Source organism: Cutibacterium modestum (assembly GCF_008326345.1).
Classification (GTDB): Bacteria; Actinomycetota; Actinomycetes; order Propionibacteriales; family Propionibacteriaceae; genus Cutibacterium; species Cutibacterium modestum.
The window spans coordinates 313,870-329,777 of the sequence record NZ_BJEN01000002.1 but is presented as its reverse complement, the minus strand read 5'-3'; the positions used below and the strand labels follow the sequence as shown (position 1 = coordinate 329,777).

Genomic DNA, 15,908 nt, shown 5'->3' with positions numbered 1-15,908 from the left:
GTCGAATCCGTACTCCACGGGTCCCCGATGTAACGACCATCCTGCATATAAGGTTAGTTGCCCCCGGAATTCATCGATTCCCCATACTGGTGACCTTCCTGACCCGGAGCCTGCCATTCTTGGGGCTGCGGCTGCCCGTATCCCGGGTACTGCGTGGTCGCGGCTGCCCCGCCAGACTTCGCCCGCTTCTTCTTCGCGCGTCGCTTATTACCAAAGTAGGAGGCGATACCCGCAATGAGGCCAATGATCGCCCCTCTGATGCCATGCCTCCAGAAGCCCTTCCAGAATGACGGACCCGCCGCCGCAGCACCGGTAGGTCGCTCGCCCACAGCCTTCAACCCCGATGCAGAGTCCTTGATATCGGTCCACGTGACAGTATTGCCGTCAACACTGCTTGAACCCGAGTGACTGATCACCTTACCAGGGAACGTCACCGAGACTTTAAAGGCACCTACCGTGATTTTATCAAGCCGAACATCCTTGAAAAACTTCCTACCAATGGACAGTGACACCTTGTCCGCATCAAAAGTCAATCCCAATCCAACGCTCCGCGCGTCATCTGCAGTGGTAGTCACCGTGTATTTGCAGCCAACGTATTCCTTATCCTCGACGAACTCAATTTTTGCGCCGTGTTGCTTGTCGGAGGCAGACACATCAAACGTCTTGTCGCAATTGGAGAAATCTGAGGGCTTCTTCCCTGCCTCCTCTATATCTGCTCTAGAGACACCGTAGACGAACGTCGAGCGGACGTGATTCTCATCTCCAATCTCCATACCATAGTTGAATTTCGCGGCACCCATGACGACAGGAGCAAGCAGAACCACCAAACAGCACCTCACCGGGCGCGGCAGATTGAACATAGCCATATTAAATCATGAACGGGAGACCTGTGCCTTCAGGTTTGAGCGTGGCGCTCATAGCTCGATCTGGCAAGCAGTCGACGGCCACCAGGACAATCCCCTTGTCATCGCAATGATCAGGTGACGGAATCATGGCACTGAGATAAGTGAGCGCCTCAACATGGATATCAAAAATTTCTGATGTTCCGAACACAAACGCTGTCCAGTCGTACTACGGCCTACTTGGGCCTCGTGTTCTCAGTCAACATCAGTGATGGCAGCTTCAGGAGGCGCAAAGCGACGATGACACAACTCCTCGAATATACGAGAGCACGCCAACCCACAGCCAAAGCGAACTCCTCGATAAAACATATCACCACAAACTGGGGCCACGCGCTGTCCTAATCGACTCCGAATCGGCCCGTGGGAACCTTTCCCGAAGACCACAAACTTCACTTTTCAGCAGACGCCGTCACGATCCACCAGCAACAATGGTGATCGGACTTTCCTGTACCTGGTAATTCCCGATCTCTGCACCGATGCTGCACGATGCCGGATGTAAGGCGCTCACGTCGTGGCCATCCGGGGTGATAGACACGGCACCCGAGCAGCGATCCGTCAACCGAACGTTCTCCAATTTGCCGCCGGTGATATCGGTGAGGATACTCGTCGGATTTGAGCTAAAGGGCGTAGTGTAAATTGGCGTCATCTCGTTTTCCCCACCCGGCCAGGTACCCAGGATCGTCACCGGGATCGCCGATCCTTCCTTGACCCGCGAGGGTATCTTGACCCGCATCGTCTGTAACCGTTGCAAGGAGTACGCCGTCGAGGTCGCAGCGTCATTGTAAAGTGCCTTGTCGGTAGCCTGCTGCTGGCTCTGAAGCCACGTCTGCAAGTTCGCCTGATTACTGATCGCCGCTTCCTTCGCAGGGAATGTCGCCGTCACGGTCACCGGCTGCTGCTGTGGGACGGCCTTCAACGAGATCGTCCACCCACACCTGGCATCAATAGAGGTCAGTGCCGGACTGTGCGGCGTAACTTTGACAGTCTCGTCCCATGTAGCATTGGGACAGGAGTGGGCCGAGGTGACCACCTCGAGCACGTCTCCGCTCAGCGGCTGCTTGATAGTGCGATAGGTGAGGGTGTATTTCAGCGTTCCCTTGCTGACCGTCGCCGCCCGAGTAACATTCAGCCCAGACGGATACGTCTGCATCGGCAATGAGGCACTCAGCCCATCAACGACCTCCGGCTCCTGCCCGCCAGCCCCTCGGGACCTACCGCCGATCACTATCCACACGACAACCACTACTGCGATGACGAGAAAGCCAGCAGCACAGACACTGATCCGATGCGTGCGGCTCGACCACCACGACTCCTCGGCTTCCTCCCCCACCGACGGGTCATCTAAGACCTCCACGTCTAGCTCCGGGCCAGCCTTGAGAATAGTGGCCGACGCAGATCTGCCCAAGGCGCGAAGATTTTCCAGGTCGATGGGAACCGGGGCATCGTCGGTCGCCGCGGCCGGCTCCTCGTCGCCCTCAGGCGTCGTCAAGGACGTCGATTGCCGGAGCATGGTCATGGCGTGGGGAACCAATGTCCCCTCGGGCACGGTAAGCGGCGGCTGGCCCTCAACATTGACAATGATGTCACCGGCCAGACTGACCACGTCGTCGTCGGACAGACGATCTGCCGGATCCTTGGAAAGCATTCCCCGGATGAGGCCCCACACCTGATCGTCAAGTCCCGGTATCACCGCCGGCATAGAGTGCAGATGATGCTGCACGACGGCGTACGGATTGTCATCACCCGCACCAAAGGGCAACTGGCCTGACACCATCTGGTACAGCGTCACGCCCAAGGCATACACATCAACACTCGGGCTCAACACGTTGCCACGGACAAGTTCGGGTGCCAGGTAGTGCGCTGTGCCGACCAGGTGTGTAGCCGTCGACGACTCGCCAAGGATCTTCGCGATACCGAAGTCTGCGACCTTCACTCCAGGTTCATCGACATCCCCAGGATTGGTGAGAATGATGTTGTCCGGTTTGATGTCGCGATGTACCACGCCACGCCCATGGGCGTAAGACAAGGCCTCGGCCACCTGTCGCGCCACCGCCAGGGCGGCCGCAGGGGTCATTGCCCCGCTCGTCGCCAGCCGCTCACCGAGAGTAGGCCCGCTCGCCAGCTCCATAACGATTCCGAGCATGCCCTGGTCGACGATGAGGTCACGAACGGTAATAATGCGCGGATGCTCGAGCTCGGTGAGAGTGCGACGCTCGTTGACAAACCGCTGCACCAGTTGCGCGTCATCGTCGAGGTCGGAACGCAAAATCTTAATCGCAACATAGTCCCCACGAACTCGATCGATTCCCTCAAATACGCGCCCAGAAGCACCCTGACCAATTTTACGAATGGCCTGGTAGCTGGACCCGAAATCGAAGGGTAGAGCGATGCTCACCGGTGTCCCTCCGTACTTACCGTGACGCCTTGGATAAGGGTGGCAGCACCATTCTGGCATCCGTACCCGCGCGCCTCACTCATTGTCGCCGCGGGATGTCTCGGCAGACGCACACCCAACAGGTCCCCGTCATAGTCAGCATCCGGCACGAGCAAAACTCCAAGCCGAGACTTGCGGATCTGCCCCGTCCAGTGGCTGTACAGGGTGCGCAGATCGTTGTTGCGACCAGCCACGATAAACATCAAAGGGGTGTCCGGAAGGGTCAGCACTCGTGCCAGGACCTGACTCTCGTCGGCAACCAGGTGCGCATCATCAATCATGACGATGCATGGCTCGGGGGCAGCGCTCTGAGTTTCCACGACGTCCACGAGTTGCTCGGGGGACATGACACCAGGCAGCATCTGGCACAGCGGCGAACGACGCGGAGCACCTACGAGAATCTTGGTGTTCGGGGACTGTTGCACCAGCATTTGGTGAATTGCGGCGAGCATCGTTGACTTGCCACTGCGAGCCGGGCCGCTAACGAGCACGTGCTCTCCCGCGAAAGCCTCCAGAACATACGGAGTGAGGTCAGCCTCATTGATGCCGACTGGTATCTGCCAGGCCTCGTTGCCCGAGGCGAGGTAGCCGGCTACCTGTTCGGGACCCACACGTTTCGGAAATTCCTGCACCAGGGGAGTTAGCCCATCGATTCCCCAGAACTCGTTGATCGCCGTCACGGCAGCGTCGATGTCGTCAGGAAGTCCGACATGACCGTGGTGCGCCCGGCTTGTGGAGACAAACCGTCCAGGCAAATTGGCTGGGTGATTGTCCTTGTCAACGGTCGGGTGATACTCCGAGGTGTCGGCTAGTTGGTACAACCATTTTTGACCGGTCAGGTCGCTGATGGCTGGCGGCAGCGCCTTGAGACGGGTCGTCGTCGCGACGCAGTGAATACCCATTGCCGGACCCTTGGCCCAGGCCTGATAGAAACTCTCAAGTAACGGCGTATCGGCCACATCGCTGTAACCCTCACGCAAGGTGGCAAACCCATCAACAAGGACGAATAGTGGCGGGAAGGCGTCATGAGGACGCGCGCTGCGTCGCTCCAGTTCTGCCGCGATGTAGCGCAACACTCGCTTCTGAAGTTGACGACTCTCGTTGGTGCTGCCCGGTCCGGCATAGCCGCGCACATGGGCAAGCTTCTCTAACCTATCCAGTGACGCTGTAAAGACGTCCAAGATGACGATGTCGGCCTCGCCGGGGGCATAGGTGTCGGCAATCCTCAGCGCTAGTGCAGCCAAGGTGCTGGAGGTACCAGATCCCGGCATACCTGCCAGGACCAGATTCTCGGTGGCGAATCTCCATCCGGAGACGTATTGACGCTGGTGCTCTGGGTCGTCGAAGAGGGCTACGTCAAGGATGGTCGACCCTGAACTTGACGCCACCTGCTGTTCCCGATGCGTGGTGGGACGGCAATGCTCCAGAACGAGTTCGACATGATCGGACAGGGGCTCAGGCCACACCCGACGTGCCGAACCGAATCCGAGTTGTTCATTGGCCTCGGTAATCCATTGGATGAGAACATCCATGTCACTAGCCTCACCGCTACTGGCACGGATAGCGTGCTCCTCAGGAGCGTTCCCCAAAACCATTGGATCGACGTGAAGGTCCTGGGAGCAACCAGACCCGCTGACACCGGTAACCAGTGCCGTCTGGATGGGGGTGATGTCCTCCTCGCCCAACTTGATGTAAGCGCGCCCCTTCTGTTCTCGCCCAATGCTGGCCGCCAAGGGCACCCCAATGACATTGGATGACTGTTCCCGACTCTGGACGCGCAATGCGGTACGCATGTTGGTGTTGGCCAAAATGTCGTCATTGACGACGCCGTCGGGACGCTGGGTGGCCAGGATCATATGGACGCCCAGAGTACGACCAACGGCACCCAACGAGACTAGTCCGGACAGCACATCCGGGTACTCCTTGGCTAACTGGGCAAACTCGTCAATAACCAGAAGCAGACGTGGCATTGGCTCGGCCGGGTTCGTGGCCAGATAGGCGTCGATATTGTCGATACCCTCGCCTGCGTCAGCAAAACACTGCTGACGACGCTTGAGCTCGGCGTTCAGGGCCTGCAGCGCCCGAAACGCCAACGAGGGCTCAAGGTTCGACAAAGTACCGATTGTGTGGGGCAACTGGTCAAGAGTGGTGAATGCAGCACCGCCCTTAAAGTCGATAAGTATGAAAGTGAGATGCTGTGGGTCAACTCGGGCTGCCAATCCCGCGACCAACGACCGCAGCAACTCAGACTTGCCCGAACCGGTGGTTCCCCCGACCAGGCCGTGTGGACCACAGGAAATAGGCCACGGCTTACTCGGTTCTGACGATACACCCCTACCGAAAGCGACTCCCCCCGCCTCTCGGTGGGTGAAGCCTCCTGAGACGAAGCCACGGCAGGCGAACCAGGGGTTGCGTGGGCCTTCCGGGGGTGTCTCGAGCGCGGTTCCGGCGAATCTGACCGGTGGGGCCCGGCTGATTCATGGAGCAAATCGGGGGTTGATGCCCGCGTCGGCGCTGGAAGCACTGTACGAGCACTTCTGCGCGAGTTGCCAGTATGGATCATTGACTGTGGGGGGCTTGTTTGGCCAGTACCAGCGGTGGATGGGCCTCAACGACGCTGATGTGGCGTGGTTAGAGGCAGTATGCTGTGCATTTGCTGCCGCTGGTGGCTCCGGATCGGTGATATTGGCCGATGTGGCCTTGGAGGCCGGACTGCGATCTGCCGGGGTGAGTATGACGCGGGCAGATATTCAGGTGTCCTCGCCCACCTTGAGTGGGATTGATCCTGCCACTGGTTACATCGAGGACCCGGTGAACTCGGCAACCGGGAACTTCGTGCTCCCGGAAACGGATGTGGTCTTTGGCGGGCCGAGCCAAGGGCTGGCGATCTCCCGGATGTATAACTCGACGCTGGCCGCCGCCTACGATGAGCCCGAGACGTGTGGGGTGTTGGGGCCCGGCTGGTCGACCATCCTGGATCAGCGTTTGATCATCGATGATGAGCAAGTGCGTTGGGTGCGCGATGATGGCCGCGAGATCGTTTTCCCTCTCACGGACCACGATGGCGCCAACGGCTCCGCCGCTGCTGAGGGCTGCCATACCGTCGCGGGGCCTTGGCGGGCCATCCAGGACAATGTGTGGATTTCCCGCGGCGATGCCGCTGATCCGGCCGTTCAGGCTGCTGACGTAGCTGGGCCTGTGTGGATCGTTGCCGACAACACTGGTAGCCGGTGGGTTTTCACCACTGAGGGAGCGTGGGTGGCCTCGGGGACCGGTGCTGTGGATCGAACGCCATGATGGCGTGATCACTTCTATGCACTCCGAGTGGGGCCGGTCGGTGGATCTGTTCTACGCGCAGGGCCGTCTGGCTAAGGCCGTGGCCAGTGATGGCCGTAGCGTAAGCTATGCCTACGATTCCCAGGGTCGACTGGTAGAGGTAACCCGTCCTGACGGGGTTCACCACTACCAGTGGGACGGCTGGCTACTCAGCCAGGTTATCGATGCGTCTGGTGTAGCGCAGTGCGTCAACACCTTCGATGCGCTCGGCCGGATCCGCACCCAGCGCGATGCCACAGGACACCTAACACGGTTCACGTATCTTCCTGGTGGGGTAACCGTCGCCGATGACGGGCAGGGTCACCATTCCAATACGTGGATTAGTGATGCCCGGGGCCGTACCGTCGGGATCATTGATGCTGACGGGCAGCGCACTTCTATGCGGTATGACCGCTACGGCAACCTTGTGGGGGCTACTGATCGGGCAGGCAAGGTTATCCGTCACACCTATAACGAGCGGGGACACCGCACCCGCACCACACTGCCCACTGGCGGGGTCATTGATTACGGCTGGGATGAGGCTGACCGGCTCACCACCATCTCAACCGCCGGCACACTCCGGGTGCGCCTGGGCTACGACGGCACGCAACTCACCCCGGTGCGCCTCGCTGATCCCCAGGGCACTACGGTGACGATGTCGTGGGATCGGGGCCTACTACGCCACCTAGCCGACGCTACCGGCGCCAGCATCAGTGTCGACTATGACGAGTATGGCCAGATCGTGGCCATCACAAATGGGGTCGGTGCCACATGGCAGATCAGCCACGATGAGGCCGGACAGATCAGCCAGATCCTCACCCCGCTGGGGTACCGCACCGAAGTGACCCATGACCAGGCAGGCCGCCTGGTCGAGCGTATCGACCCAGACGGGGCCTGTTGGCGCTACAGCTACGACGAGGCCGGACACCTTGAGACAGCCACAGCCCCTGATGGTGGATGCACCCGCTACACCTGGGGCCCTGATGGCCAGATCACCACGATTACCGATCCCACCGGCGCCACGACCACCCTGTCGTATGACGAGGTGGGGGATCTGGCGGGGATCGGTCTACCCGACGGGGCCAGCTGGGGATTCCTGCGTGACGCGATGGCCCGGCTGTGCGGAGTGAAGGACCCGGATGGAGCCCACTGGCGCGCCTCCTACAACATCATCGGAGAACTGACCTCGCTCACCGATCCCACCGGGGTGAGTCTGCACGCCACTACCACCGCCCACCAGGCTCAGGTCACGAACGCCGCGGGTCGGGTGATAGCCGCCAATCAGTTCGATGACTACGGGCGCATCGTCTCACGCACCGATGTTTTCGGTGCCACCAGTAGCATCGACTACAACACAGCCGGTCTGCCAGCCGTGCTTACCGACCCCCTCGGTGCACCCACCCAGTTCGACTATGACCGGGTAGGACACCTGTCCGCCATCACGAGCCCCACCGGGCTGCAAGAGCGCTACTCCTACGACGCAGCTGGGCGCTTGGCTAGCACAACCGATCCGACCGGCGCGGTTACCCGCTACCTTCTTTACGATGCCGATTCCCGACTAACTGGCATCATCGACCCCACCGGGGTTACCACCGAATACAGCTGGGACCCTGTGGGTCGGCTCGTCGAAACGCGTGCCGGTGAGGTCGTCACCTTCACCACTGACTATGACGTGTGCGGACGACCCACGCGCACCTGGGATCCGGTCGCCGGAAACCGGCACTTCCGTTACAACACCGCTGGCCGCCTCGTCAGCGCAGTCGATGCTGCCGGTCAGGTCCACCGCTACACCTGGGACAAGCGTGGACGCCTCGTCACAGCGACCACTGGCACTGACGCTATATCCACCTACCGGTACAACCAGCTCGACCAGATCGTCGAATCCACCGATCCCACTGGCGGAACCCACCGTTACACCTGGAACCCGGCCGGGCGTCTCACCAGCCACACCGGCTCTGATGGCACCACGACCAGCTACGACACGCGCGGCGGGACAGAAACAGTCACCATTGACGGGCAGGTCTCTACCCGCAAGTGGTGGGACCTTGAGGCTCGCCAGCTTCACATCGACGACCACACCGACCCTGCGGCCCCTCTGCACCACACCATCAGTGTCGATGCGCGCGGGCTTGTTTGCGACCACACCACTACTGACCGTGTCGGTAAAGTCATCAGCCGCCACTACTGGGATTGGGATGGTGAGGGTCGTCTGACCCGCGCCGACGATACGCGCTCCACCGTGTCATATACCTACCGGGGCGATGGGCTACCCACCCGTATTACTCATTCCGCCTTAGGCGCGGCGAGTCTGGCGTGGGATAGTGCCGGGCGACTCACCGACGTCACCACCCCCGACCATCACGACCACTGGGATCATGATGGCGGCCTGGTGTGTGGGTATGTCCACGATGGGCACGTCACGCGTGTCGCCCGTGATGCTCAGGGGCGGGTTACCGGGATAGAGGGGCCATCAGGGCGTTGGAGTTACGGCTACAACGAGGCTGGGTCACTCATCAGCGCGACCGGGCCCCGCGCACAACACACCTGGACTCATGACGCCTATGGCCGACTCACCAGCCACGCCACATCCGGAACCGACACCACCTTCACCTGGGATCAGGAAGGCCACCTGACACAAACATGTACGCGTGCGCACGGACATGCCACTGCCACCCAGTATGGCTATGACGCGGCGGGACGGCGTATCAGTGCGACCAGCCCAGACGGCCAGGAGGAGCGTTACTCCTGGGATAGGCGGGGTTGTCTGTCTGGTATCACCACCGACGCCACGACCGTATCGACTCACGTCGATGCATTGGGGTGCGCCAGTCGTATCACCACTAAGGGCCAGCAGGTACTAGTGGACTGGGACCTCGTGACCGGAGCCCCCACCTCGATTGATGGTCATCCTGTGCTTCCCCTGCCCGGAGGACGCATCCTCGGTGCCACACCCATCGGCGATACCAACCTATGGCGTGAGGTCATGCCCACCGACCCTGACAACCCCTACGAGCCAGCTACGGTCACTATTGAGGGCATTCCCGAGACGATCAGGATGGCCGGGAACGCGCTAGTGGTTGATGGTCACCCTTGGTGGGGGGCGCGCCTCTACGACCCAACTACCGCCACCTTCTTGTCTCCTGACCCGTTAACCCCGCCCACCGGCGCACTATGGGCCAACAACCCCTACGACTACGCCAACAACAACCCCCTCACCCTCACCGACCCCCTCGGCACCCACCCCGTTACCGACGACCAACTGGCACTCCTCACCCACCCCATCGGCACACTCGCACACTACGTCGCCAACTCCGTCAGCACACTCGTGCATCACATCACCGATCCGATCAGCCACTGGTGGGCCATCCACAAAGACCGGATCCTGTCTCCAGAATTCATCGGCGGAGCTTTAGCTATCGGTCTCGGTATTGCTGTGTCAGCGACCGGTGTCGGTGGCCCCATTGGGGCTGCAATCATCTCCGGAGCCCTTTTCGGCGCTGGCTCGACGACGGCCATAGAAAAGTGCGCCACCGGTCACGTCAACTGGCGGGACGTCGCAATGTCTGGCCTTGTCGGAGGTTTCACAAACGGCCTTGGTAGCTGGGTGAGTAAAACAGCTCTCTTGACAAAAAATGCGGGACAAACAGTTGCAGGTCTCCGAGCGATGGCTGGTGTCAATGCGTTCACGGGTTCGATAGGATCGACAATCTCCTACACTTTTTCCTCGGGACCAAAGAGTCTGCGTGGGTACGCTGGGGCTCTCATCTCCGGAGGAGCTGCAGGAGGTCTTGACGGTATGGCAGGACCAACCGCGGGATCAATAAGCAGGAATCTATCCAAGGAATCCTCACCGTTTACAGAGAAAGTCATTGAGCATACGATAGGGTTCGGCGCCTCAACAAGTGGATCAGTCATAAATAGCCTCGTCAGCGGAGAACACGTCTCCCTCGCTGATATCGGTAAAACAAGTGTAGTAAACCAGGCGGTATCATCTGCTGGATCCAGGCTTTTCCCGGGCCAGCATGGAGTGGAGTCGATAGAAAGCAGTAGTTTTGGCGTGCGATCATTGCACGGCATCATCAAGCCAACCGGAAAAAACGCACGGCGTCTTTGGGCTGGATCAGCAGGCAGAGCGACCCTTGGGATAGGGGCAAACTATTTATTAGATACGTTCTCCGAAACATCCCAACGTTAGAAATCCACTATCCCGAAAGTCAAATTCGCGTGAATATAAAATTAACTTGGTTCAACGAAAAAAATAGGCTTCGAACCACACTCATCTACACCGCTATTCTTGTTGTCACCCTCTTAGCCATACCAGCGTTCCAAAATGACATGTTACGGCTAAAGTCGTGGGTTATAATCTTACTTGCAGATTTCGCACTGGGCGCCGTTTTGCTCTACGTTCCCGGAGTCTGGTCTTACGAGATTATTATCATGTATATACTTTGTGGCAGGGCGGTTCTCGTGAGATCGGGTAGCCCAGTTTCAGATCTACTGTGGTTAACCATAGTCTGGGCGTTAATTCAACCGTGGTATTACTTCATTGCACGGAGAACAATACGCCGCTGCAACTCTAAGCTAGGGAGACAATGCTGGAAAAGTAAAAATATTTCAGTATGGGAAATTCAAAAATTCTTCATACCATCCTATGTCTGTATTTTGGTCGTCATTGCGATTTTCGGTATAGCTTTTCCTATGTTCGTGGGCGTCTCTCGGCACGAAATTATCCGAGATCTGTGGATAGGGCTACCCTGCGGATTTATCCTTGGCCTACTCCGCTACCACGAATTTCCTCTTATACTCGTTCTTATTTTCGGGCCTCTCATTCTACTGCCATTTACCGGAAACTCTTACTCTCAAAACTCTTTGACCACCATGATGATAGCGTGCGGTAGCTTTATCACTGCATGCCTTCGGGGCTACGCTACGGCGTTTCCTTCGTTCTACGAAAGTCGAATGATCAACAACAGGCTATTCCGCCGGAGGGTATAAGATATACCCTCCGGCGGAATCACATATATGCCCCCACCGCAGTAATGCACCAAGAATATCATACGCCGCGATATCATCGCACAGAAAACGAAGGCCGTGTCATGAGTGTCAAACCCCGCTACCTTTCCCCGAACATGGAGAATCCACCGACTCCCTTGGTAAAGCGTCCATACTCCTGGAAGCAACGTCGACTACGAGCCATGAGTCCGGACCCGACCCAGCCGCGCGTTTTTTCCTACGCACCGCTCAATGCGCCAATATGGCTCCCCTTCGCGGCAATGGCGACGGGGATTATTCTCTGGTTTATCGTCAGCAACACCGGCGGATTCAGAAGCAGCCTTACAGGCTGGCTTATGAGTATCATACTGCTCGCCATATCTTACAGCTGTCTGGCGGGCTGTCTGTGGCACAGATTTGGCGTTGATCAAGACAAGGTATGGACGCAGTTTGGCCATCTCGGCCACCGCGAAATCCGCTTCAACGAGATCACCCATTTCGACGCGGATGCATACAACTTCAAACTGCGGGCAGGAAAACTAAGATCACCGCTAACTACCACTACTTCGATTACGCTTTGCTTTGCTTGCGTCTATTAGAGGAACTCCACCACCGTCGGATACATCTACCGCAAGCCCGTGCGGATGACCCCAACTGGGAGCAAGAAGCACAGAAATGGCGCAACATCCTCGCTGGAACCGTGTGGATGGAGCACCGCGATTTCTACGACAACCACCCTGAGGCCTCGGCACAACTCAACACCCTTATCGCACCACCTACAATGTACCAAGCGTCGTCTGGCTCTTCGTTGGACGATCCATCTTATGGTGCCTTACAACAAGCGCGCGCAGAGCACGACGACAACCGACTCCTGGACTTCAACAGCGCTTCACAAGTTGCACAATCACTTCCGCCACTTCACCTGTCGAACGTACGCGTCAGTGCACAGCCCACTAGCGCTGAGGCTAGGCACCTGTTCCGCGACACCGAGTATGGATACACTTTGAGGATTCGATTTGACACCGCCGATGGCGACAGCGTCGTATTCGACGGTAATGAGTTCGAACCCTTGGACGAACTCCTCATGGACCCAGCACACGTCGTCATTGGGACAGGCCCATACCTTACAGGGACCGACTTCCCCGACACCCCGGCTTCCGAGTTGGCCAAAAAACACCACATTACTGTAGATTGTCTCATACTTTACGACGTAGAAGATTACGCCATGACAGGCCATGATCAACTGATCGCAACCATCAACCCTGATGAAATACCACAGCTACACGCCTGGGTGGATCGATTTCTAGAACTTGTCAAATAATGCTGACAATAACTACCCACAGAATGTCGCACATGGGGCATTTCTACACCACACCAACCATGAATATTTTCCTCCGCCTAAATCGTGATCCCATATATTCCTGACTTTGGGCAGGAATATATGCAGAATTGCGACGACGCTACTCAAGGATCCTGACGGCACATTGGGGAATTTCGGATAAGCCGTCAGCCCAATTCAGCCTTGGCCTATGCCAAGGTCGAGAACTCGGACCTGGCGTTAATCACAACAACACGTGAATCTCGATTTGCGCGCCTATTCCACCACACAAACCTTATCCAGGTCAGCTTGGGGATGCCGAGAGCCTCTAGGCAGAGATGTGGTAGGCGAATGCTGGGCCATTACCGGTGGCGATCGACCGGACCGGCAGGCCGGTACCCTCAACCCAAGGAAGCAAAACCCTCCACGTAATGACTTGAACACTCACACGCTAGAAGGTGTTGCACTTCCCCCTAGAACCTAGGTACCGCCACGATGACCGTGCCGTGAACTATCGTATGGGCCAGGGTCACAAGGAGGCGTCCATGAAACCGTCACGAGTCCGCTGGGATCAGCTACCTGATTCGGTTCACCATCGGGTCGCCGAGATCCTAGGGTCCCCGGTTTCCGTCGATACCGTCCAGACACACGGCACCACCCCTGGCGTGGCATCGCGAGTCGTCACCGCTGACGGCTCCCACGCGTTCGTCAAGGTTGGCCACCCCGCCATTAACGAGGACATCCCCGGCCTCAATCGTCGCGAAACCACCTTGCTGTCCTTCCTCCCCGACACTGCGCCCGCTCCACGCCTACTCGGTCGCATCGACGTCGATGGATGGGTGGGCATGGTCACCTCGGACATCGAGTGGTCTCACCCCAAGCTTCCCTGGTCTGACGACGACATCGACACCACCCTTGCGAGCCTGTCCCGCTTAGCTGAGGTGACGGCTGGTTTTCATGAACCGTGGGAGTCATTCTCAGCACGCCTACAAAACACCCCATCAGTGTGGGAACAGTTCATGGCCGACCCCCCCGCTGACCTCGACCCCTGGCTTATCGAGCGCCTACCCGACCTCGCCGGACGCGTCGAACGGCTCGCCCACCACGCCCCCGGTGACACCGTCATCCATGGCGCAGTCCAATCCGACAACGTACTGTTGCGAACCAGCGGAGCTGTCTTCGTCGATTGGTCCCACGCCGTGATCGGCCCGGCATGGGTAGACGCTGCTGGCCTCATCATTGACATCATCCACACCGATCCGATTGACGCCCCACGGTGGAATCGCGCCGACAACCTAGTCAAGCGCGTCGCGGCGGAGTTCTCCCCCTCCACCCATGGCGAACCAGCCGTCGAACCCATCGTTGACCTTCTCGTCGCCGTATTAGGGCTTTCAGAACGCGAGTGCCGCAAGCCAGACCCCGCTGGAATGCCGCAATTCCGCGAATTCCAACGCGAGAGGGCAAGCCGCCTACGCGCCTGGTTGTGGGCCTCCGAACATCTCGCGTGACCGCCGAACTGACCTCCCGATTCGGAACACAAAAACACGCCAATTTATCTGAGAGCCCCTTTAAGTGGATAATGTGACGACTCCCAAGTCCCCGCCCGCCTCAGCGTACCGTCTTCAGTTCAACGAGGACTTCACTTTCACCAACGCCGTTGTGACGCAACTCCGCGTTGTGGAGACCCGAGACATTCCCGCCCGCGACGCACTACTCACGCCGAGCACGTCGTCATTTATCACGATACCGATGAGCACCCAGATCGGAACCTTCAAGTGGAAAACCGCCGTCTGTCTGCATCGCCTCGAGCAATACACAATAAATCACTCGCCAAAAGCCTAATAAACCCGACGATAGTTGCCATCATTGCCCCTCGATACAGGTCCAGCACAGCCGGAAAACCCCTACGTCGACGGGTTGGATGAACTTCCAAGAAATCTTGAACTCGCGTCGACTCCATGAGCCCTCGTCGCACGGCAGAATAAGCACCATGCACCTCGATCTCGGTCTCGCCAAGACCATCAATCGCGCAACCCACGTCACCCGCGGATTCCGCCGCATTGTCATGGTGACCGCCGCAGGCGATGACTGCCCTAACCGCCTCGTCGCCGATCTCACTGAGGAGTTCTCCCGGCGCGGAATCGAGGTGTCGCAGCTTCCACTTGTGGGAGCCGAGGAGCCCATCTCGTCAATGGCTACCCCGGCACACAAGGTGCTGGCGAAATGGTCGCGGCACCGTCAGGAGAATGCGCGCCACGAACTCGGTGAAAGCCTCGACCACCAGTCCGCAATTATCGTGGCTGATCCCTGTCGTCTCGACGAGGTCGTCGACCTTCGGGGGGCTGACCGGTCAGACCGCCCGGTCGTCGTCCTGCTCGCGACTGATCCTGACAAGGCTCCTGGCGACCGTCCCAAACGAATCGTCCTGCTCGGCCCATACACCGATGAGCAGCTTGCTGACGTCCTCGTCGCCTTCGACCGCGCCTGCCAAGTTGTGCCTGGCTGGTCCTTGGAAGTGTGCCTTGACGACGAGTCAAGGGCCCGTTCGGCAGTAGCGGCCCGTCGCGACGTCGGTATTTACCCGGCTGGGTCCGAGGAAACAATCATGAATCAGAGCGAGCTGGCCCTCGTCGTAACCCGCAAGGAGGATCAGGCCTCCCGAATTCTCGACGCTGCTAGCGCCGGTCTGCCCGCAGTCGCTCACGCCGATACCCCCGCCGCAGCTGACATTTTGTCACGGTGCGGCTATCTCGCCACCGCTGAATTGTCTAGCGCGCTGGCCCAGGGCATGGCTGACGCTCCGCTGCGCCGGATCCAACGGAATCTGTCGCTGAAGTCCTTTCCGATCACGCTAGCGCGAAGACCGGCAATGCATGGCTCGACCTCATGTTCAATGTTGGGCGTAGCCGCCGCTGAGACCCTTCGCAACGGTGCGTGACGTGTCTAA

The 15,908-nt window shown here is 58.7% G+C and carries 7 protein-coding genes and 4 pseudogenes; 7 read left to right on the top strand and 4 right to left on the bottom strand.

Features of this window, described 5'->3' with window-relative positions; translation table 11 throughout:
* Positions 1-53 precede the first annotated feature (53 nt).
* From F1563_RS06030 to F1563_RS06015, 4 genes and pseudogenes are all read right to left on the bottom strand, one after another.
* On the bottom strand, positions 54-860 hold the full coding sequence (locus tag F1563_RS06030) for an LppM family (lipo)protein (protein WP_413772835.1): 807 nt from the start codon (positions 858-860) through the stop codon (positions 54-56).
* Positions 861-1,311: 451 nt separating this feature from the next.
* On the bottom strand, positions 1,312-2,052 hold the full coding sequence (locus F1563_RS14120; protein ID WP_227431996.1) for a hypothetical protein: 741 nt from the start codon (positions 2,050-2,052) through the stop codon (positions 1,312-1,314).
* A 459-nt stretch (positions 2,053-2,511) separates the two neighbouring features.
* Positions 2,512-3,357: pseudogene (locus tag F1563_RS14115) on the bottom strand (serine/threonine-protein kinase); the annotation flags it as partial.
* Complete coding sequence (locus F1563_RS06015; RefSeq protein WP_081414923.1) at positions 3,294-5,636, bottom strand: FtsK/SpoIIIE domain-containing protein; 2,343 nt, start codon at positions 5,634-5,636, stop codon at positions 3,294-3,296. The gene F1563_RS06015 and the pseudogene F1563_RS14115, both read right to left, overlap by 64 nt.
* Positions 5,637-5,835: 199 nt before the next feature.
* Between F1563_RS06015 and F1563_RS06010 the strand changes: the two are divergent.
* From F1563_RS06010 to F1563_RS05980, 7 genes and pseudogenes are all read left to right on the top strand, one after another.
* Positions 5,836-9,803 (top strand): annotated as a pseudogene (locus F1563_RS06010) (DUF6531 domain-containing protein).
* A pseudogene (locus tag F1563_RS14100) lies at positions 9,758-10,846 on the top strand (RHS repeat-associated core domain-containing protein); the annotation flags it as partial. The pseudogenes F1563_RS06010 and F1563_RS14100, both read left to right, overlap by 46 nt.
* Before the next feature lie 29 nt (positions 10,847-10,875).
* Complete coding sequence (locus F1563_RS14760) at positions 10,876-11,646, top strand: hypothetical protein (RefSeq protein ID WP_002533947.1); 771 nt, start codon at positions 10,876-10,878, stop codon at positions 11,644-11,646.
* A gap of 200 nt (positions 11,647-11,846) precedes the next feature.
* A complete protein-coding gene (locus tag F1563_RS06000) occupies positions 11,847-12,242 on the top strand; it encodes a hypothetical protein (protein WP_002529155.1) in 396 nt (131 codons plus the stop codon).
* Between the two features lie 107 nt (positions 12,243-12,349).
* Complete coding sequence (locus tag F1563_RS05995) at positions 12,350-12,964, top strand: hypothetical protein (protein WP_002529156.1); 615 nt, start codon at positions 12,350-12,352, stop codon at positions 12,962-12,964.
* Positions 12,965-13,506: 542 nt separating this feature from the next.
* A complete protein-coding gene (locus F1563_RS05990) occupies positions 13,507-14,469 on the top strand; it encodes a phosphotransferase (protein ID WP_036958486.1) in 963 nt (320 codons plus the stop codon).
* Between the two features lie 482 nt (positions 14,470-14,951).
* Positions 14,952-15,877 (top strand): annotated as a pseudogene (locus tag F1563_RS05980) (glycosyltransferase).
* Positions 15,878-15,908: the final 31 nt, after the last annotated feature.

Coding starts and splice junctions, on each gene's coding strand:
- F1563_RS06000 (WP_002529155.1), top strand. CDS start 11,847: ATGAGTCCGGACCCGACCCAGCCGCGCGTTTTTTCCTACGCACCGCTC.
- F1563_RS05995 (WP_002529156.1), top strand. CDS start 12,350: ATGGAGCACCGCGATTTCTACGACAACCACCCTGAGGCCTCGGCACAA.
- F1563_RS14120 (WP_227431996.1), bottom strand. CDS start 2,052: ATGCAGACGTATCCGTCTGGGCTGAATGTTACTCGGGCGGCGACGGTC.
- F1563_RS05990 (WP_036958486.1), top strand. CDS start 13,507: ATGAAACCGTCACGAGTCCGCTGGGATCAGCTACCTGATTCGGTTCAC.
- F1563_RS06030 (WP_413772835.1), bottom strand. CDS start 860: ATGTTCAATCTGCCGCGCCCGGTGAGGTGCTGTTTGGTGGTTCTGCTT.